Source organism: Nocardia speluncae NBRC 108251, assembly GCF_001613245.1.
GTDB lineage: Bacteria > Actinomycetota > Actinomycetes > Mycobacteriales > Mycobacteriaceae > Nocardia > Nocardia speluncae.
In genome coordinates, this window is record NZ_BDBZ01000004.1 from 14,024 (window position 1) to 31,771 (window position 17,748).

At 67.7% G+C, this 17,748-nt stretch carries 18 protein-coding genes, 1 tRNA gene and 1 pseudogene; 7 read left to right on the forward strand and 13 right to left on the reverse strand.

Features of this window, described 5'->3' with window-relative positions:
* Positions 1–100: 100 nt before the first annotated feature.
* Positions 101–697 carry an ANTAR domain-containing response regulator gene (locus tag NS6_RS07335; RefSeq protein ID WP_068038528.1) on the reverse strand — a complete coding sequence of 199 codons (597 nt, stop codon included), beginning with the start codon at positions 695–697 and terminating at the stop codon, positions 101–103.
* Between the two features lie 220 nt (positions 698–917).
* Here NS6_RS07335 and NS6_RS07340 point away from each other — a divergent pair.
* A tRNA-Leu gene (locus NS6_RS07340) sits at positions 918–1,004 on the forward strand.
* A gap of 535 nt (positions 1,005–1,539) precedes the next feature.
* A complete protein-coding gene (locus NS6_RS07345) occupies positions 1,540–2,796 on the forward strand; it encodes an ATP-binding protein (RefSeq protein ID WP_068038531.1) in 1,257 nt (418 codons plus the stop codon).
* Positions 2,797–2,895: 99 nt separating this feature from the next.
* Here NS6_RS07345 and NS6_RS36175 read toward each other — a convergent pair whose 3' ends face one another.
* Entirely contained in the window at positions 2,896–3,030 is a 135-nt protein-coding gene (locus NS6_RS36175) for a hypothetical protein (protein WP_281211400.1), read from the reverse strand.
* Between the two features lie 176 nt (positions 3,031–3,206).
* Between NS6_RS36175 and NS6_RS07350 the strand changes: the two genes are divergently transcribed.
* Positions 3,207–3,833 carry an arsenate reductase/protein-tyrosine-phosphatase family protein gene (locus tag NS6_RS07350; protein WP_068038534.1) on the forward strand — a complete coding sequence of 209 codons (627 nt, stop codon included), beginning with the start codon at positions 3,207–3,209 and terminating at the stop codon, positions 3,831–3,833.
* A 126-nt stretch (positions 3,834–3,959) separates the two neighbouring features.
* Complete coding sequence (locus tag NS6_RS07355) at positions 3,960–4,367, forward strand: hypothetical protein (RefSeq protein ID WP_068038536.1); 408 nt, start codon at positions 3,960–3,962, stop codon at positions 4,365–4,367.
* 15 nt (positions 4,368–4,382) lie between these two features.
* Here the strand turns inward: NS6_RS07355 and NS6_RS07360 are convergent, their stop codons facing one another.
* From NS6_RS07360 to NS6_RS07400, 9 genes and pseudogenes are all read right to left on the reverse strand, one after another.
* Positions 4,383–5,276: an acyl-CoA thioesterase gene (locus NS6_RS07360; protein ID WP_068038540.1), complete on the reverse strand. Its 894-nt coding sequence runs from the start codon at positions 5,274–5,276 to the stop codon at positions 4,383–4,385.
* Between the two features lie 25 nt (positions 5,277–5,301).
* The gene (gene pyk / locus NS6_RS07365; protein ID WP_084470809.1) at positions 5,302–6,720 is read right to left on the reverse strand and encodes a pyruvate kinase; all 1,419 of its coding nucleotides are present in this window, start codon (positions 6,718–6,720) and stop codon (positions 5,302–5,304) included.
* 212 nt (positions 6,721–6,932) lie between these two features.
* Positions 6,933–7,478, reverse strand: a complete 546-nt coding sequence (locus NS6_RS07370; RefSeq protein WP_068038543.1) for a TM2 domain-containing protein — start codon at positions 7,476–7,478, stop codon at positions 6,933–6,935.
* A gap of 540 nt (positions 7,479–8,018) precedes the next feature.
* Positions 8,019–9,146 (reverse strand): annotated as a pseudogene (lgt, locus tag NS6_RS07375) (prolipoprotein diacylglyceryl transferase); the annotation flags it as partial.
* Between the two features lie 122 nt (positions 9,147–9,268).
* Entirely contained in the window at positions 9,269–10,069 is an 801-nt protein-coding gene (gene trpA, locus NS6_RS07380; protein WP_068038546.1) for a tryptophan synthase subunit alpha, read from the reverse strand.
* Positions 10,066–11,358, reverse strand: coding sequence for a tryptophan synthase subunit beta (gene trpB, locus NS6_RS07385; protein ID WP_068038548.1), 1,293 nt, complete (start codon positions 11,356–11,358; stop codon positions 10,066–10,068). The genes trpA and trpB overlap by 4 nt, the downstream gene beginning before the upstream one ends.
* Positions 11,355–12,173: an indole-3-glycerol phosphate synthase TrpC gene (gene trpC / locus NS6_RS07390; protein ID WP_068038551.1), complete on the reverse strand. Its 819-nt coding sequence runs from the start codon at positions 12,171–12,173 to the stop codon at positions 11,355–11,357. Before trpC ends, trpB begins: the two co-directional genes overlap by 4 nt.
* A gap of 145 nt (positions 12,174–12,318) precedes the next feature.
* A complete protein-coding gene (locus NS6_RS33715) occupies positions 12,319–13,296 on the reverse strand; it encodes a TIGR02234 family membrane protein (protein ID WP_084470810.1) in 978 nt (325 codons plus the stop codon).
* The gene (locus tag NS6_RS07400) at positions 13,293–14,873 is read right to left on the reverse strand and encodes an anthranilate synthase component I (RefSeq protein WP_068038833.1); all 1,581 of its coding nucleotides are present in this window, start codon (positions 14,871–14,873) and stop codon (positions 13,293–13,295) included. Before NS6_RS07400 ends, NS6_RS33715 begins: the two co-directional genes overlap by 4 nt.
* A gap of 77 nt (positions 14,874–14,950) precedes the next feature.
* Between NS6_RS07400 and NS6_RS07405 the strand changes: the two genes are divergently transcribed.
* Both NS6_RS07405 and NS6_RS07410 read left to right on the forward strand, forming a co-directional pair.
* Positions 14,951–15,415 (forward strand): peroxiredoxin, encoded by a 465-nt coding sequence (locus tag NS6_RS07405; RefSeq protein WP_068038554.1) that lies wholly within the window; start codon positions 14,951–14,953, stop codon positions 15,413–15,415.
* Between the two features lie 145 nt (positions 15,416–15,560).
* Complete coding sequence (locus tag NS6_RS07410; RefSeq protein WP_245669173.1) at positions 15,561–16,028, forward strand: MarR family winged helix-turn-helix transcriptional regulator; 468 nt, start codon at positions 15,561–15,563, stop codon at positions 16,026–16,028.
* 87 nt (positions 16,029–16,115) lie between these two features.
* Here the strand turns inward: NS6_RS07410 and NS6_RS35685 are convergent, their stop codons facing one another.
* Together NS6_RS35685 and NS6_RS35690 are read right to left on the reverse strand one after the other, a co-directional pair.
* Positions 16,116–16,484 (reverse strand): DoxX family protein, encoded by a 369-nt coding sequence (locus tag NS6_RS35685; RefSeq protein ID WP_068038560.1) that lies wholly within the window; start codon positions 16,482–16,484, stop codon positions 16,116–16,118.
* The gene (locus NS6_RS35690; RefSeq protein ID WP_245669174.1) at positions 16,481–16,654 is read right to left on the reverse strand and encodes a hypothetical protein; all 174 of its coding nucleotides are present in this window, start codon (positions 16,652–16,654) and stop codon (positions 16,481–16,483) included. The genes NS6_RS35685 and NS6_RS35690 overlap by 4 nt, the downstream gene beginning before the upstream one ends.
* An 81-nt stretch (positions 16,655–16,735) precedes the next feature.
* Here NS6_RS35690 and NS6_RS07420 point away from each other — a divergent pair, with 81 nt between their 5' ends.
* On the forward strand, positions 16,736–17,611 hold the full coding sequence (locus NS6_RS07420) for a sigma-70 family RNA polymerase sigma factor (RefSeq protein ID WP_068038563.1): 876 nt from the start codon (positions 16,736–16,738) through the stop codon (positions 17,609–17,611).
* Positions 17,612–17,748 lie beyond the last annotated feature (137 nt).

Sequence of the window (17,748 nt, forward strand, 5' to 3'; positions counted from 1 at the left end):
TCATCGCAATGATCTCGTCGCAGATTCTTGCCCGAGTATTGTTTCGAGCTGGTAAAACCGTCCCACTCGCCGGTAACGAACCGCCGGCGAGCGGGCCGCCTCACTGCGGCGTGAGATTCTCCAGGACGACCTCGGCCACCGCCTTCATCGTGGTGCGGCGATCCATCGCCGTGCGCTGAATCCATTTGAACGCCTGCGGTTCACTCAACCCCTGCGTCTGCATCAGCACCCCCTTGGCCCGCTCGACGAGCTTACGGGTCTCCAGCCGCTCCCCCAGGCCGGCGACCTCGCTCTCCAGCGCCGTGATCTCGTGGAACCGGCTCGCCGCCAACTCGATCGCCGGCACCAGATCCGATTTGGTGAACGGTTTCACGAGATAGGCCATGGCACCGGCGTCCCGCGCCCGCTCCACCAGATCCCGCTGACTGAACGCCGTCAGAATCACCACGGGCGCAACCCGTTTCGACGCAATCTCGGCCGCCGCATCGATCCCGTCGCGGCGCGGCATCTTCACGTCCATGATCACGAGATCGGGCCGGTGCTCCACCGCCAGATCGACGGCCTGCTGCCCGTCCCCGGCCTCCCCGACGACCTGGTAGCCCTCCTCGGTCAGCATCTCCACCAGATCCATCCGGATCAACGCCTCGTCCTCGGCGACAACCACACGTTTCGCCCCGGCGTCCGCACTAGTGCCCATAAACGACCCCTCTGGTTCCGATGCCTCTTCCCGATATCGCGGACAGCGGATCGACACCGATGCCCGGCCGTCGATCCGCCGTCACGCGATCGGGTGGTGTAGAGACTACCGTTCACCAGGAAGACGGTTGCATTTGCCCTGCTTACCGCCCCTACCGCTCCCGCACCCGACCCGCAATTCGGTGATCCGGCCGGCGCGGGCTATTATTTGCACCCGGTGCGCCGAGTTGGCGGAACTGGCAGACGCGACGGTCTCAAAAACCGTTGTCCGAAAGGACGTGTGGGTTCGAGTCCCACACTCGGCACCAAGGTCGGACGGTATTTCGCAGCGCTGCCCATCTCCCCCGACGTCAGGCAGTCCGCGCCCCGAGGTCCATTCCATTCGCCACCGCGTCCAGATCGTCCGGGGAGTCGCACAGCAATGAGATCCAAACTCATGGCACTCGTCGCGACCGGCGCTTTCGCGCTCATGTCAGCGTGTTCCCTTCCCCCTTCTGATAAGTCCACGCGCCGGAGTCCATTCCGTCCGCCACCGCGTCCAGATCAAGAGGCACCGGCGCAGCGCACCACCACCGCCGCACGACCGCCCCGAGCGGCAGGGTCCACGCGCTCTACCCGTAGAGGCGCTGGTGCGGCGACTACGCGCGACGCCGCCCCCGCGCCGACCCGCCTCCGACGTAGACGCATCCTCGCCTTGCCCTGCGGATCGCAACCAATACTCGAGAAATCCGCAACATCAGCGTGATAAATCCGCAACTCTCCCTCGAGAAATCCGCAAAGTTTGCTTGATAAATCCGCAGAAGTACTTCGAAAAATCCGCAACTCACGCCTACCATGGCAGGTATGACAAGTGATCTGATCAGGCGGAACGCGACTCCTCTCGCACAGGAGACCCTCGCCGATACACCGATCACGGTCATCAGTGGCGCGCGCCAGGTCGGCAAGACCACCCTCATGCAGCAACTCGTCCGTGATCGTGACGCACGTGTGGTGAGTCTCGATGACACCATCGACCGCGAAGCCGCTGAAGCCGATCCTGATGGGTTCGCTGCGCAGTATCGGCAGGGACTTCTCGCAATCGATGAGATCCAGCGAGTCCCCGCGCTGCTCACCGCGTTGAAGGCGGCTGTCGACCGGGACCGCCGCCCCGGGCGATTCATCGTCACCGGATCCGCCGACCTACTGTCCCTGCGAGGCGCGCAGGAATCGCTCGCCGGACGCGCACAAACGATCCCGCTCGAGGGACTCAGCCGTGACGAGTTGTCCGGCCGGTCAGCTGATTTCGCTACCTTCGCATGGTCGCTGCCGACCACCGGCACCCCCGACGATCGATCCGACCTCACTCGCCGCGACTACTTGGAACTCGTCACCACACCCACATTCCCCGAGATCGTGGACCGCACCGCCCGGCAGCGCGACCGGTGGCTCTCCAACTACACGCAACGCGTGGTGTCGAAGGATTCGAGCGATATCACCGGCATTTACCACCCCGACCGGCTCGAACCACTACTCAACGTGATCGCCGCCCGCAACGCCGGCGAATTCGTCGCCGCTCGTATCGGCCGCGAACTCGATATCCCCGAACGATCTATCCCCACCTACCTGCGCGCGCTCGAATCAGTGTTCCTCGTACGGTCGGTTCCGGGATGGTCGAAGAATATCGCCTCCGGTGCCATATCAAGGCCGAAAGTCGCCATCACCGACACCGGACTCGCCGCCCACCTGACCGGCGTCGAAGTCGACGGCCTGGAACGGGAGATCTCGTCCACGCTGACCGGTGGCCTCGTCGAGGGCTTCGTCACCGGCGAACTCGCCAAGCAGAGCACGTGGTCGGCGAAGTCGACCCGGGTATCGCATTTCCGTGGCCGGGGCGGATACGAGGTCGACCTCATCCTCGAAGACCGCCGACGCGACATAGTCGGCATCGAGGTAAAAACGACCACCAGCCCCCGCAGTCCTGACTTCAACGGGCTCACTTTCCTCCGTGACCTCCTGGGCGACCGATTCATCACCGGGGTCGTACTCCATACGGGGACTGCCTCGCGCTCCTTCGGCGATCGACTCTGGGCGCTCCCGATCTCGACACTGTGGGATCACTGAGCCGTTGGCCTACTCATCCGGCGAGGTCACCGGACCGACTCTCGAGAGGTGAACCCCAGGCCCGGTCATGCACAACGGTAGTCGCGAAGTCGAGGTGGTTCAGAGTGGCAGATTGTGCATCAGCACATCGAACGTGGGGGCGTTCTCCCAGTTCGGGCGCAGCCAACCGACCCGGTACCAGCCCCATTTGCGATACCGCGCGTAGGCATGTTCGTTGTCCGGCTCCACCAGCAAGGTCGCGCGTTGCTCGGACCGGGCTCGCCGATATCGTCGCCGCCGACGGCACTCGGCTACCGTGAAAACAGTGCAGAGAAACAACGTGCTAAGCGGAGATGAATTCACCGTCCGGGTGGTGTGACATTGAGCGAACACCGGTTCTGTGCAGGTCGCGGGCGACTTACCGTAGCCGCATGCACATCCTGTTCGTCTGCAATGGCAATGTGTGCCGTTCGGTGATCGCCGAACGACTCACCCGTTCCATCGCGGTCGAATACCGGCTGGCCGGGGTCACTGCCGAGAGCGCCGGGACCCGCGCACTGGTGGGGTTTCCGGTGGAACCACGGGCTGCCGAGGCCATCACCGGTCTGGGTGGGGATCCGAGTGATTTCCGGGCCCGCAAACTCAAACCCGAGCATATCGATCGCGCGGATCTGATTCTCACCATGACCGAGAACATCCGGGACGAGATTGCCGAGATGACCGCGGCGGGGGCGCGGACGTTCACGCTGCTGGAGGCGCATCGGATCGCCCGGGTCACCGGGGCGCGCAGTGTGGCCGAACTGCATCGCAACCGGCACAACCTGTCGCTGGTCGGGCGGGAGAACATCAGCGATCCGGTGGGGCTTTCGGCGAAAGCGTATTGCGAGGCCGGGGACACGATCGCGGAGGCGCTGGTGCCGTTGCTGGTGGCGTTGGCACCCGTGCACACACCGGCCGGACGGCAGTGGGGGCGGCCGCCGCCGGTGGTGCAACCGGCCCGGTCGCAGGCGCGATTGTCACCGCTGGTCGCCGCCCAGCACAACGGCTGGTACGCGTGAAAGGCCGGTAAAAGACAACGATGATGACTCGGAGTCTGACTTTCCCGGCGACGGGCACTACACTCGCGGTCCGGAACACCGAGAATCCCATCCCGTGGCAGGTTCGACACACGACAGGAATCGCGCATGCCGAAACGCATTTCGGATGTTTCGCTTCATGTGTATGTGACACCGGAAACCCTGGACAGACTCGTCGAGTCCGTGCGCACCGATCTGGCCGAACACCTCGACGACGGTGAGGTCTGCGCATGGCGGTGCACGCTGCCCGTCGCCGAGGACGATTCGCGGCACCGGGAATTCGACAGCCGTTGGCGCGCCGGGAATCCCGGCGCAGAACCCTGCGGCCACGCAACATTCGAGATCGCGCTGAGCCTGGCCGGCGATCCGGCCGAACTGACCGACGGCTATATCGATGCGCTGGAGCATCGGCTGCTGCGGGGGCTGGACGAACTCGGCTCCGGGGCACCGTTCACGCTCAGCGCCGCACAACGCACCGATATCGATCTCGAGCCGCTCCTGGCCGAGCGGCTCTGAACCGCTCGGCCGCCGTCAGCGCCGTGCCGGGAAATGGCGGATAACGCCTTCCTGCACGGTGGTGGCCAGCAGATCGCCCGACCGGGAGTAGAAACGCCCGGTCGCCAGCCCCCGTGAGCCCGCGGCCACGGGGGATTCGGTGGCGTACAGCGCCCATTCGTCGAACCGGAACGGGCGGTGGAACCAGATCGAATGGTTCACCGTGGCGGCGACGATCCGGTCCAGCCCCCACGACAGGCCGTGGGTGGTGATGATCGAATCCAGCACTGTGGTGTCGGAGGAATAGCTCAGTGCGGCCACATGGAGCAGCGGATCGTCGGGCAGGGTGCCGTCGGCGCGCATCCATACGCGGTTGTGGTTCAGCTTTTCGCCGGTGCCCTTGAGGATCCAGGCCGGATCGTTGGTGTAGCGCATATCGATCGGGTGCGGAGCGTTGACGAACATCTCCAGCTTGTCCTCGAACCCGGCGAAACTCTCCTGGATCCGCGGCAGCGTCTCCGGATCCGGCACCTCCGGCCGTTCGTGCGCGTGCTCGAGCCCCTTACTCCATTCCTGGAAGGAGGCCAGCATGACGAACAGCTCCTGGCCGTCCTGGACCGCGGTGACGGTGCGGTTGGCGAACGCGCGCCCGTCGCGATGCCGTTCGACGTGGAAATCGATCGGCTTCTTCACATCCCCGCCACGCACGAAATGGGCGTTGAGCACATGGATCGGCCGCTCCCCGGCCGTGCGGCCGGCGGCGATCACCGCCTGGGAGACCAGCTGCCCGCCGAACGTGCGGCTGGCGACCTTCTCCGGATGGTGCCCGCGGAACACATCCTCGGACACCTCCTCCAGGTCCAGCAGCTCGAGCAGGGTGTCGAGATCGCGGTGCCGGTCGGTGACTGCCTCGTCGACCGGCGCGCTCACCGGGCGACTCCGGGTGTACTCGGCATCAGTGGTCCTCCTCGCCGATACGGTGCACGTGGATCAGGTTCGTGGACCCGACGGTACCCGGTGGGGAGCCCGCCACGATGACCACGAGGTCACCCTTGCGGTAGCGATTCATACTCAGCAGCGCCTGATCGACCTGCTGGATCATCGCGTCCGTGCTGTCGACGGTGGGCACGATGAAGGTTTCGGTGCCCCAGGTGAGTGCCAGCTGGCTGCGCACCTCCGGAAGGGGGGTGAACGCCAGTAGCGGTAGCGGCGTGTGCAGGCGGGCCAGCCGGCGCACCGTATCGCCGGACTGGGTGAACGCCACCAGCGCCTTGGCGTTGAGCCGTTCCCCGATATCGCGGGCGGCGTAGGAGATGACACCGCGTTTGGTGCGCGGTGTATGCGTCAGAGGCGGCACGTTGGTGGATTCGGTTTCCACCGCGTGCACGATGCGCGCCATGGTGCGCACGGTATCGATCGGATACTTGCCGACCGAGGTCTCCCCGGACAGCATCACCGCGTCGGCGCCGTCGAGGACCGCATTGGCCACATCGGAGGCCTCGGCGCGGGTAGGTCGCGAGTTCTCGATCATGGATTCGAGCATCTGGGTCGCGACGATCACCGGTTTCGCGTTCTCCCGCGCCATCTGGATGGCGCGCTTCTGCACGATCGGCACCTGCTCGAGGGGCAATTCGACGCCGAGGTCGCCGCGGGCCACCATCACCGCGTCGAAGGCCAGAACCACGGCCTCGAGGTTGTCGATCGCCTCGGGCTTCTCCAGTTTGCCGATCACCGGGACCCGCCGGCCCACCCGGTCCATCACATCGTGGACGAGCTCGATATCCGACGGTGAGCGGACGAACGAGAGCGCGATGAAATCCACGCCCAGGTTCAGGGCGAATTCCAGATCCTCGATATCCTTTTCGGAGAGCGCGGGCACCGAGACATCCATCCCCGGCAGGGATACGCCCTTGTTGTTGCTGACCGGGCCGCCCTCGGTCACCTCGCACACCACGTCGTTGCCCTCGACGCGGATCACCTCCAGCCCGACCTTCCCGTCGTCGACGAGCAGCCGGTCCCCGGATTTGGCGTCGGCGGCGAGCCGGTTGTAAGTGGTGGATACGCGATCGTGATCACCGACGATATCGTCGACGGTGATGCGCACGACCTCACCGGTCGCCCAGATGGTGCGTTCCTCGGCGAAACGCCCCAGCCGGATCTTGGGGCCTTGCAGATCGGCGAGAATACCGACGGCGCGGCCGAGATCTTCGCAGGCCTGCCGCACCTTCTTGTAGTTTTCGGCGTGGTCGGAGTGCTCGCCGTGGCTGAAATTCAGCCGCGCGACGTCCATACCGCTTTCGACGAGCTCTCGAATACGTTCCTCGGTGGCAGTGGCCGGGCCGAGGGTGCACACAATCTTCGTCCGTCGCATCACGTGTCGAGCCTAATCCTGCCGGGATACGGCGCCCCGCCCGGCCCGCGGGCGGCGGCGGGGGCGCCGAACTCTGGGTGAACGGCGACCCAACGCCGCCTGCTTCACGATGAACCGAATGCCTTACGCGCCTGTTACCTCGGCGCTACGAATTGCCCCGGATACACGAATGCGGGCCCACCGAGGCGGACCCGCACCCTGCACACCGGGATAGTTCAGTCCCGCAGTGGACGACCGTGGGTATCGGTCACCTTGCCGGTGAGAATCATGATGCCGTCGATCAGCCCCCAGATCGACCCGGCGATACCGCAGGTGAAGATGCTGGCCGCGATCTGGCCGATACCCATTCCGGTGTCACCGAGGTAGAACCGGCCGATCCCGAGATAGCCGAAGAAGATCTGCAGCAGACCCGCTACCATCTTCTGCTTGTCCGACAGCGGCACCCCGTACATATCGCGCCCGTAAGGGGCCTCCGGGTCCATGGGGTTGTAGCCCATGGGCGCACCGTAGGCAGGTCCCGGCTGCCCGTACGCGCCCGGCTGCCCGTAGGCGGGATCCGGCTGACCGTATCCGGGGCCCGGCTGCCCGTAGCCCGGTGCGGCCCCGTACTGCGGGTCGGGCTGCCCCGGGTACGGCTGCGAGGCGTACGGCTGGGACGGGTAGGGCTGCCCCTGCGACGGATACCCCGGCGATTTACCCAGATCCGGGCCGGTGCCCGGCGGGCCGTACTGCGGTCCGCCCTGCTGGTACGGATCGGTCACTGCTCCTCCTGTGTTATCGGTGCCTGTGTTATCGGCGCCGCCTCCGGCGGCGCGGGGTTCGGGGCCCCCTGGGTCTCGTTCTTCACTCCGCCGCTCCTCCGCTTCGCTCCCCCGCTCTGTCGCTCCAGAACGAGACGGGCCCCGAACCATGGAGGTGGGCAGTCACTGGAGGATTTCTCCGGCGCAGGCCCTTGGGGATATCTGTCTCGTTGTTCTTTACTGGCTACCCCGCTGTTTCATGGCGCCGGCTCCGGCCGCGCACGGTTCGGGCCCATACCTTGGGGTTGGGCCGTGGAAGGCTGTGTTCCGGTCGGCTCAGGGGTTTTTCGGTGCGGTGGCCGCGGAATCCGTATCCGCTGGTGACACGGAATCGGTGTGTAAAGCGTCGGATTCGCTCGCGCTGGACTTCGGATCTACGGCATCTTCGCCTGTCGCGGATTTCGGCGGCTCCGCGGACCCGCCCAGCTCCGCGGGGTCGGCCTCGGCGGACGAATCTTGCGGGCCGGCTGCGGAATCGGCGGGGTCGTCGGTTTTCGCGGACTCGTCGGCGTCCTTCGGCTTCGCGAGCGGATCGCCGGCGCCGGATTCGCCGCCCTCCTTCGACGCCGCCGCCTTCTCGAGTGGATCGGCGGGACCGGACTCCCCGGACTCTTTTCCGGTCTCGGAATCGGGTGCGGCGTAAGCTTCCGCGCCGGAACCGGTCTCGGACGCCTCGCCTGCAGTCCGCAACGCACCGAACTGCCAGGGCCACGGGCGCGGCCCCCACTCGGGGCGGAGCTGTTCCGGAGTCTCCCGGCCCTTGGTGGCGAACAGGACGTAGGCGATCGCGGCCAGGAAGACCAGGCCGGAGGTGAAGGAGTTGATCCGGATACCCGCGATCTGGGTGGCCTCGTCGTCGCGCATGAGTTCGACGAAGAAGCGACCGAAGCAGTAGCCGGCGACGTACAGGGCGAACAGCCGCCCGTGCCCGATCCGGAAACGCCGGTCGATATAGACCAGTGCGAGCACGACCGCGACATTCCACAGCAACTCGTAAAGGAACGTCGGATGCACGACGGAATGGACCTCGCCCGAGGAAACACCGTTCATCATGTCGAGGCGACCGGCGTCGTCGAAGCGGAGGTAGATCTCCAGACCCCACGGCAGATCGGTTTCGCGACCGTAGAGCTCCTGGTTGAAGTAGTTGCCGAGCCGGCCGATGGCCTGGGCGAGCAGAATCGGCGGGGCAATCGCGTCACCGAGCGCGGGCAGCGGGACCTTGTAGATCCGGCAGGCGATCCAGGCGCCGATCGCGCCGAAGAACACCGCACCCCAGATACCGAGACCGCCCTGGTAGATCTTCAGGGCGTCCATGGGGTTGCCGTCTTCCCCGAAGTACTTCTGCCAGTCGGTGGCGACATGGTAGATCCGGCCGCCGATCAGCCCGAACGGTACGGCGAAAACGGCGACGTCCAGGATCGTGCCCGCCTCGCCCCCGCGGGACTGCCAGCGTTTCTCGCCCCACCAGATGGCGACGATGATCCCGACGATGATGCAGACCGCGTACGCGCGGAGCGGGAACGGCCCGATCTCCCAGACCCCCTGCGGCGGGCTGGGCAGATAGGCCAGCAGCTCGGTGGCGGGCGATACGACGGCCGAGGTGGTTTCCGGTACGGCGAGAACGGTCACGGGGCAACCGTAGTCCAGGAGGCCACGTTGGCAAGTTCGGCCTCCGGCTCGCGTGTTCTACCCGCGCCCGGCGGGGTGCCTCGCCGGCTTCTCACCGCGGTGTCCTGCGCGCGGTGAGGGGCTCAGGAAGCGACCGTGGCGGCGCGGACACCGCCGGCCAGTTCCGCGGTCAGGGCGTGGACCGCGTCCAGCCCCTCGGCGGCGGCGCTGACCAGCGCAGAGCCGACGATCACCCCGTCTGCGTAGGCCGCGATCTCGGCCGCCTGCGCCCCGGAGCGGACCCCGAGGCCGACCCCGATGGGAATATCGCTGTGCTCGCGGATCCGGGCGCACAGCGCGGGAGCCATGGTGGAGACCGCGTCCCGGGCGCCGGTGACACCCATGGTCGACGCGGCGTAGACGAAACCCGAACTGGCATCGAGGGTGGCGGCGAGACGTTCCTCGGTGGACGACGGTGCCACCAGGAAGATCCGGTCGAGGTTGTGCGCGGCGGAGGCGCTGAACCAGTCCGCGGCTTCCTCGGGAATGAGATTGGGCGTGATGACGCCGGCGCCACCGGCGGCAGCGAGATCGCGGGCGAACCGGTCGACACCGTATTTGAGCACCGGATTCCAGTAGCTCATCACCACCGCCTGGGCACCCGCGTCGGCCACCGCTTCGACCACGGAGAACACATCGCGGACCCGGACTCCGCCGCGCAGCGCCTGATCGGCGGCGGCCTGGATGGTCGGCCCGTCCATCACCGGATCGGAATAGGCGATGCCGACTTCGACGATATCGCAACCGGATTCGACCATCGCCCGTACAACTTTGCGTGAACCCTCGAGGTCTGGATAGCCGGCGGGCAGGTACCCGATGAGCGCCGCGCGACGATCGGCCTTGCAGGCGGCGAAGGTGGCGCCGAGACGGGATTCGGAACTCACTGACCGTTCTCCTTGCCGGTGTCCGGATCGTCGAAGAGCCCGAACCAGCGGGCGGCGGTATCCATATCCTTGTCGCCGCGCCCGGAGAGGTTCACCAGGATGATCGCGCCCTCGCCTAGTTCGCGGCCCAATTCGAGCACCCCCGCCACCGCGTGCGCGGACTCGATGGCCGGGATGATGCCCTCGGTACGGCTGAGCAGCAGCAGCGCGTCCATCGCGGCGGTATCGGTGACCGGTAGGTACTCGGCCCGGCCGGTATCCTTCAGGAACGCATGCTCGGGACCCACGCCCGGATAGTCCAGGCCGGCCGAGATGGAGTGGGATTCGATGGTCTGGCCGTCCTCGTCCTGCAGCAGGTACGAGTAGGCGCCCTGGAAGGCGCCCGGGGAGCCGCCGGCGAAGGTCGCGGCGTGCCGGCCGGTTTCCACACCGTCACCGGCGGCTTCGTAACCGACCAGCCGGACGCCGGGGTCGTCGATGAAGGCATGGAAGATGCCGATCGCATTGGATCCCCCGCCCACGCAGGCCGCGACGGCGTCGGGCAGGCGGCCGGTCAGGCTCTGGACCTGGGCCCGCGCCTCCATCCCGACCACCCGCTGGAAATCGCGAACCATCATCGGGAACGGATGGGGTCCGGCGGCGGTGCCGAAGCAGTAGTAGGTGTCCTCGGCGTTGGTGACCCAATCGCGCAGCGCCTCGTTGATCGCATCCTTGAGCGTTTGCGAACCGAGGGTCACCGAGATGACCTCGGCACCGAGCAGCCGCATCCGGGCCACGTTCAGGGCCTGCCGGGCGGTATCGACCGCACCCATGTAGATGATGCAGCGCAGCCCCAGCAGGGCGCAGGCGGTGGCCGTGGCGACCCCGTGCTGCCCGGCGCCGGTTTCGGCGATGATCCGGGTCTTACCCATTCGCTTGGCGAGCAGCGCCTGCCCCAGCACGTTGTTGATCTTGTGGGAACCGGTGTGGTTCAGGTCTTCGCGCTTCAGCAGAATCCGCGCACCACCGGCATGCTCGGCCAGCCCGGTGCATTCGAAGACCGGCGAGGGACGACCGGTGTAGTCGCGCTGCAACCGATCGAGTTCGGCGAGGAAATCAGGGTCCAGGCGGACCTTGTCGTATTCGGCCGTGACCTCCTCGATCACCGCCATCAACGCCTCGGGCACATGCCGGCCGCCGTAGACACCGAAATGGCCGCCCTCATCGGGCTCGTGCTCGCTACGCTGCGCCACCCCGCGACTCGCGGCGGGCAGTGCATGGTCGGTGGACGAACCGGACGCCGCCATCATCGCCCCCGCCGGGCCGGTTTCGGGCAGGAGGGATGCGTACCGGCGGTGACCAGCTCCGAGACCGCCGCCCGGGGATCACCACTGGTGACCAGGCCCTCGCCGACAAGTACCGCGTCCGCACCGGCGCCCGCGTACGCGAGCAGGTCGGCCGTGCCACGGACCCCGGATTCGGCGATCCGCACGACCTCCGTCGGCAGACCGGGCGCGATCCGGGCAAAGGAATCCCGGTCGACCTCGAGAGTTTTCAGGTTGCGCGCATTCACACCGATCACGCTCGCACCGGCGGTGAGGGCCCGATCGGCCTCCTCCTCGGTATGCACCTCGACGAGCGCGGTCATTCCGAGCGATTCGGTGCGATCGATGAGCGAAGCCAGCGTGTCCTGTTCCAGGGCGGCGACGATCAGCAGGATCACATCGGCGCCGTGCGCCCGCGCCTCGTGGATCTGATAAGGGCCGACGACGAAATCCTTGCGCAGTACCGGAATATCGACCGTGGCGCGGACAGCGTCCAGATCGTCCAGCGATCCGTGGAAGCGCCGCCCCTCGGTGAGCACGCTGATGATCCGGGCCCCACCGTCCTCGTAGGCCTTGGCCAGGCTGGCCGGGTCACCGATATCGGCGAGCGCGCCCTTGGACGGACTGGCCCGCTTGACCTCGGCGATCACACCGATGCCGTCTTCGAGGAGGGCCGCCTTCGCATCGAGCGGCGGGATCGCGGCGGCGGCCGCTGCCTTCACCGCGGGGAAGTCGAGCACCGCCTCCCGAGCGGCTACATCCGAGCGGACCCCGTCGAGAATCGAGTCGAGTACCGTCATCTGGCTCGAATCCTTTCTGGGGAGACACGCAAATTACTACCTGAAGGATTCCCCCAGGAGCTGTCTCACCGATGCTGAACAAGAGTAAATGGCAGGCCGCGGCGCCCTGACGCCGGGGGCGGATCACCCGGCCGCGACCGGCCTGCTAGGGGGTATCACCGGGCCCCGGGCCGTCCGTGCGATCTGCGTCACGGGCCGTTCCGGCCCGGTCCGCCGGTTTCGCCGATTCGGCCGAGGCAGACGGGGTCGTTTCGTTCGCCGGGGCGGCGGCGGATCCGGCCGCCGGCTCCTCTGCGCCGTCCGCGCCCGCCGGGTCGGTCGGATCGGCACCGGCGTCCAGCGCGTCCCACAGCACCCGCTCCGGCAGCACCTCGCCGGACCCACCCTGCTGCACCGCCTGGGTGGCCGCGGCCTTCCGCGTCGCAGGGTTGTCGTACTTTCCGGACAGCTGCCCGGTACCGGCCGGCATCCGGGCCAGCAGCAGCCCCGCACCGAACGCGGCCAGCGCACCGCACAGCGTCAGCACGGCCGGACCGCCCGAGGTCACCAGGTCCTGCACCTGGGCCCGGCCCGGCAGCCCGGCCAGATCCGCGGCCCGCTGCTCGGTGGCCCCGGACCCGGTGAGCAGCGCCAGCGCCGGTACCGCGGTCACAGCGGCTATCAGGGCGACCACCACACCCACCAGACGGCGCGGCCAGCCCCGGGTCGCCAGGACAGCGGCGACGGCGGCCAGTAGAACCAGTGCCAGCGGCGTCAGCGCACCGAACCAGACCCCGCCGTTCAGTGCGTCGGTACGCGGCTCGGTCAAACCGTCGGCGGAGGTCACCGTGACCCACGTGAGCCGGGACGAACCCCACAGCGCGGCAGCACCGAGCAGGAGCAGGGCCAGCGCGGCAACCGGGTGCCGCCCGCCCCGGGGGGACCCGGCTTCGGCGGCGGGCGCGATCTCCTCGTCGCCCCAGTCGATCGGCCGGTGCCGCGCAGCGACGGATTCACCGGGGGATCCGGTGGCCGCTTCCGCCGCACCCGGAGTTCCGGTCCCTTCCGCGGAACCCACCGCATCCGCCGCGATCGACCGCGCCGCAGCGGCGCTGGGGCGCCGTTCGGTGTCGTCCGAGTTCATACGCCGTCTCCGGATGCGGAAGCCACCGGCGCCCTGTCCTCGGATTCGTCGTCACCGTAGGCACGCACCGTTTCGGCGGCGGCCACCGCACGCAGTACCGCCATCGCCTTGTTCCGGGATTCGGTGTCCTCGTATTCGGCCTCGGAATCGGCCACCACACCCGCGCCGGCCTGGACGTAGGCGGTGCCGTCCTTGAGGAGGGCGGTGCGGATGGCGATCGCGGTATCGGCGTCACCGGCGAAATCGAGGTAGCCGACCACGCCGCCGTATACCCCGCGCCGGGTGGGTTCGAGTTCCTCGATCAACTGCATGGCCCGCACCTTGGGGGCGCCGGACAGCGTTCCTGCCGGGAAACAGGCCCGCACCGCGTCGAGCGCGATCTTGCCCGGGGCCAGGCGGCCGGTCACCGTGGAGACCAGGTGCATCACATGGCTGTAGCGCTCGACGTGGCGGTACTCGGTGACCCGCACCGTCCCGGGCACGCAGACCCGGCCCAGATCGTTACGTCCGAGATCGACGAGCATCAGATGCTCGGCGTTCTCCTTCTCGTCGGCCAGCAGGCCCTTCTCGAGCAGCAGATCGTCTTCTTCGGTGGCACCCCGCCAGCGAGTACCTGCGATGGGGTGCGTGGTCGCGACCCCGTCCTGCACGGCCACCAGCGCTTCCGGGCTGGATCCGACGATCGAGAACGCAGTGTTCCCGTCGCCGTCCGGGATGTGCAGCAGGTACATGTACGGGCTCGGGTTGGCCGCGCGCAACATCCGGTAGAGGTCGATGGGGGTGCCGCCGTAGTCCATTTCGAAACGCTGCGACAACACCACCTGGAAGGCTTCACCGGCCTCGATCTCCGAGACGAGGCGGCGGACCCCGGCCCCGTACTCGTCCGGGGTCCGGGCGCGCCGGTAGTCCGGTTCGGGCTGGTCGAAAACCGAAACCGTGGAGACCGCGGGCGCGGCCAGGGCGGCGGTCATCCGATCGAGGCGGGCGAGGGCGTCGTCGTAGGCGGCGTCCGCATTCTCGTCCGTGCCGTTCCAGTTGACGGCGTTGGCGATCAGGGTGATCGCGCCCTCGTGATGGTCGAAGGCCGCCAGGTCGGTGGCCAGCAGCAGCACCATTTCCGGCAGGCGCAGGTCGTCTTCGGCGTATTCGGGCAGCCGTTCCATGCGGCGCACCGCGTCGTAGCCGAGATAGCCGACCATTCCGCCGGTCAGTGGAGGCAGACCGGGCATCCGTTCGGTGCGCAACAGTTCGAGGGTTTCCCGTAGGGCGTCCAGCGGATCGCCGCCGGCGGGAGCCCCCGCGGGAGTGGCGCCGAGCCAGGCGGCGGCGCCGTCGACCGACGTGAGCGCCGAGGGGCTGCCCGCGCCGATGAACGACCAGCGCGACCAGGATCGGCCGTTCTCCGCGGATTCGAACAGGAACGTGCCCGCCCGGTCACCGCCCAGTTTGCGGTAGGCCGACAGCGGGGTCTCCGAATCGGCCAGCACCTTCCGGGTCACCGGGACGACCCGGTGTTCGGCGGCGAGTTCGTGGAATCGTTCGCGGGAGGTAGTCGCGGGAGTGGTCGCGCCGTGCATTCGGACCATCATTCCAGCCGGGTCCCCGGCGTGCTCGATGCACCCCGGGGGACCGCCGCCGGCGGTAGTGTCCGGGTATGCAGATCGGCCAGCTCGCCCCGGAATTCGAACTCCCGGATCAGACCGGTACCCTCCGCTCCCTCGATTCGCTGCTGGGCGGCGGGCCGCTGGTGTTGTTCTTCTATCCCGCCGCGAATACGCCGGTGTGCACGGCCGAGGCCTGCCATTTCCGCGATCTCACCGCCGAGTTCGCGGAGCTCGGCGCGAGTTGCGCGGGGATCAGTGCCGATGCCGTCGACGTCCAGGCCGGGTTCGCGGGGGCGCAGCGGCTGGAATACCCGCTACTGTCGGATGCCGCCGGGTCGGTCGCGGAGAGTTTCGGGGTCAAACGCGGACTGCTGGGCAAGCTCATGCCGGTGAAACGGCACACCTTCGTCATCGACACCGACCGCACCGTTCTCACCGTGATCAGCAGCGAACTGCGCGCGAATGTACACGCCGACGGCGCACTGGATTTTCTCCGTAGGCGAAAAAGCGCGTAGCGGCTTCGATCCGCCCGATTCGTGTGAATGGCCTCACCTTCGTTTCTGAGTTGACCCAAGTTCGAGCGAAGTCGTGGCAAACTTTTCTCCGGTAGCTCGGTGACACATGCCGGAATCGTCACCGGACCGGAGAGAAGGCGGATTAGTGACGGAGTGGCTGAACCCGGTCGAGGGACGGGCCTGGCGCGCAGTGGTCGCGGTGCTGAACCGCTTGCCAGGGGCATTGGACACCGACCTGCAGCGCGAGTCCGGCGTGACTCATTTCGAGTACTGGGTGCTCACCCTGCTCTCGGAGGCGCCGGACCGGCGACTGCAGATGAGCGAGCTCGCGCATCGAGCAAATTCATCGCTATCGAGACTTTCGCATGTGGTCTCCAAGCTCGAACGTATGGGCTGGGCCACGCGCACCGCGACCACCGGACGTCGCGGTGTCCTGGCCGAACTCACCGACGAGGGCCACCAGAAGGTCCTGGAGGCCGCGCCCGGATACATGGATGTGGTGCGCCGGCTGGTCTTCGACGGGCTCGATGCCGAGCAAACCGCGGCGATGGCGGATCTCGGCGATACGCTCGCCACCCACCTGAGCACGGTCCTCGGCCGTACTGCCCCGTAGTCACGCCGGTGCCCCGGGCCGCCGGGCGGCAAACCCCCCACGCCGATCGGGTCGGCGTAGTACCGCCGCTATCCCGGCTCGCTCGATTCAGCCCGCCGACCAGGCGAAGAAGGCAGTAGCGGCCAGCGCCAGTACCAGGAAACCTCCGGGAAACGCGAGGTTGTGGAATACCCGTGCCCGGATGTGGGCAGCGACCGCTCCCACGAAGAACAGCACCAGCCCGGCCGCGGCGGCCAGCCCGAGGGATTGCGCCCCGAACAACCCGGCCACCAACCCGGCCACCCCGGCGCCTTCGATCACCGCCAGATACGGAATCCATTTCGGCGCCACGCCCACCTCGGCGGAATTCTGCCTCACGAATTGCGCGCCCACGGCCTTCGCGACCACCTCCGCGGCGTTGGCCAGCACGCAGCCCACGGTCGCGGCGAGCAGTGCGATCTCGATCGCCCCGTTCACCGGATGCCGCCCTGCCACAGCGCGGCGACCCGGACACAGCCGCACGCACCGCGCCCGGTCCACGACGCCGGCTCCGGCGCCATTCCGTTCATCGGCGCCACAGCGGCGCCGATATGCCGCCGCGGGCCTCGATCGGTTCCGGAAGGAAATCGGTGGATCGGTACGCTCATGGTGGCTCCTCGGGGGCGTGCACGTCGGACGATTCGTTCTCACCCTTCTGACGTCCCGCACGCACGAAAGGTGACGCGCTCGTGGAAATGGTCGAGAAATTCGAGGCGGCCCGGCCGCGGCTGCTATCGCTGGCCTACCGGATCGTCGGCTCCTACCAGGACGCCGAGGATGCGGTGCAGACCGCATGGACCAGGGTGCAGGCGGCAGACCTGTCCGAGGTGGCCGAACCGGACGCCTGGTTCACCACCGTGACGGCACGGTTGTGCCTGGATCTGCTCCGAGCCCGGGAGCGCCGTGGCGAACTCCCGCTACTGCTCGACGATATCGGCGGTGAACAGGCCGGCGCCGACGAAGCATTCCTCCGCCGCGAGGACGTGTCCCGGGCACTGCTCGTGCTGCTCGGCGAACTGTCGCCGGCCCAGCGGGTGGCCTATGTGCTGCACGATCTCTTCGCTGTGCCGTTCGACCGGGTGGCCACGGTACTCGACGCGACCCCGGCGGCAGCGAAGAAACTGGCCAGCCGGGCCCGCGGCAGGCTGCGCGATGCGCGGCCACCCGAATCCGGCACTGCCACCGGATATCCCGGCACCTCCGGCACACCCGATATCGCCGAGCATCTCGAGATCGTCGAGGCCTTCCTGGCCGCGGCACGCGGCGGCGATATCGCCCGGCTGGTCACCCTGCTGGCCCCCGATGCCGTCCGGATCGCCGACCCGCGCCTGCTCCCGGCGGGTGCGCCCACCGAGGTTCGCGGCGCCACCGCCGTCGCCGAGGAAACACGGTTGTTCGCCGACCGGATCGCCGTCACCGCGACATTTCTTCTCGCCGGCAGCCCAGCGGCGGTTATCGCGCCCGGCGGGCACCCCTACGCACTCATCCGTCTCCGGATCGAGGACCGGCTCGTCCAGGGAATCGAGATCAGCCGCTATACGCCCGGCACGATATCGCCGGGCTGACCGTGCGCGGTCCCGGCATGCGGGAGCCGTCGACGTCCTCGAGACGACGAGACGCTCGACGGCGATCTCGCGGCTTCCCGTTGTTCACCAGCGGCCACACACCGGTCAGGTCCGCACATGCCCGACCGCTCCCGGTC

Coding starts and splice junctions, on each gene's coding strand:
- NS6_RS07335 (WP_068038528.1), bottom strand. CDS start 697: ATGGGCACTAGTGCGGACGCCGGGGCGAAACGTGTGGTTGTCGCCGAG.
- NS6_RS07345 (WP_068038531.1), top strand. CDS start 1,540: ATGACAAGTGATCTGATCAGGCGGAACGCGACTCCTCTCGCACAGGAG.
- NS6_RS07350 (WP_068038534.1), top strand. CDS start 3,207: ATGCACATCCTGTTCGTCTGCAATGGCAATGTGTGCCGTTCGGTGATC.
- NS6_RS07355 (WP_068038536.1), top strand. CDS start 3,960: ATGCCGAAACGCATTTCGGATGTTTCGCTTCATGTGTATGTGACACCG.
- trpB (WP_068038548.1), bottom strand. CDS start 11,358: ATGATGGCGGCGTCCGGTTCGTCCACCGACCATGCACTGCCCGCCGCG.
- trpC (WP_068038551.1), bottom strand. CDS start 12,173: ATGACGGTACTCGACTCGATTCTCGACGGGGTCCGCTCGGATGTAGCC.
- NS6_RS33715 (WP_084470810.1), bottom strand. CDS start 13,296: ATGAACTCGGACGACACCGAACGGCGCCCCAGCGCCGCTGCGGCGCGG.
- NS6_RS07400 (WP_068038833.1), bottom strand. CDS start 14,873: ATGCACGGCGCGACCACTCCCGCGACTACCTCCCGCGAACGATTCCAC.
- NS6_RS07405 (WP_068038554.1), top strand. CDS start 14,951: ATGCAGATCGGCCAGCTCGCCCCGGAATTCGAACTCCCGGATCAGACC.
- NS6_RS35690 (WP_245669174.1), bottom strand. CDS start 16,654: ATGAGCGTACCGATCCACCGATTTCCTTCCGGAACCGATCGAGGCCCG.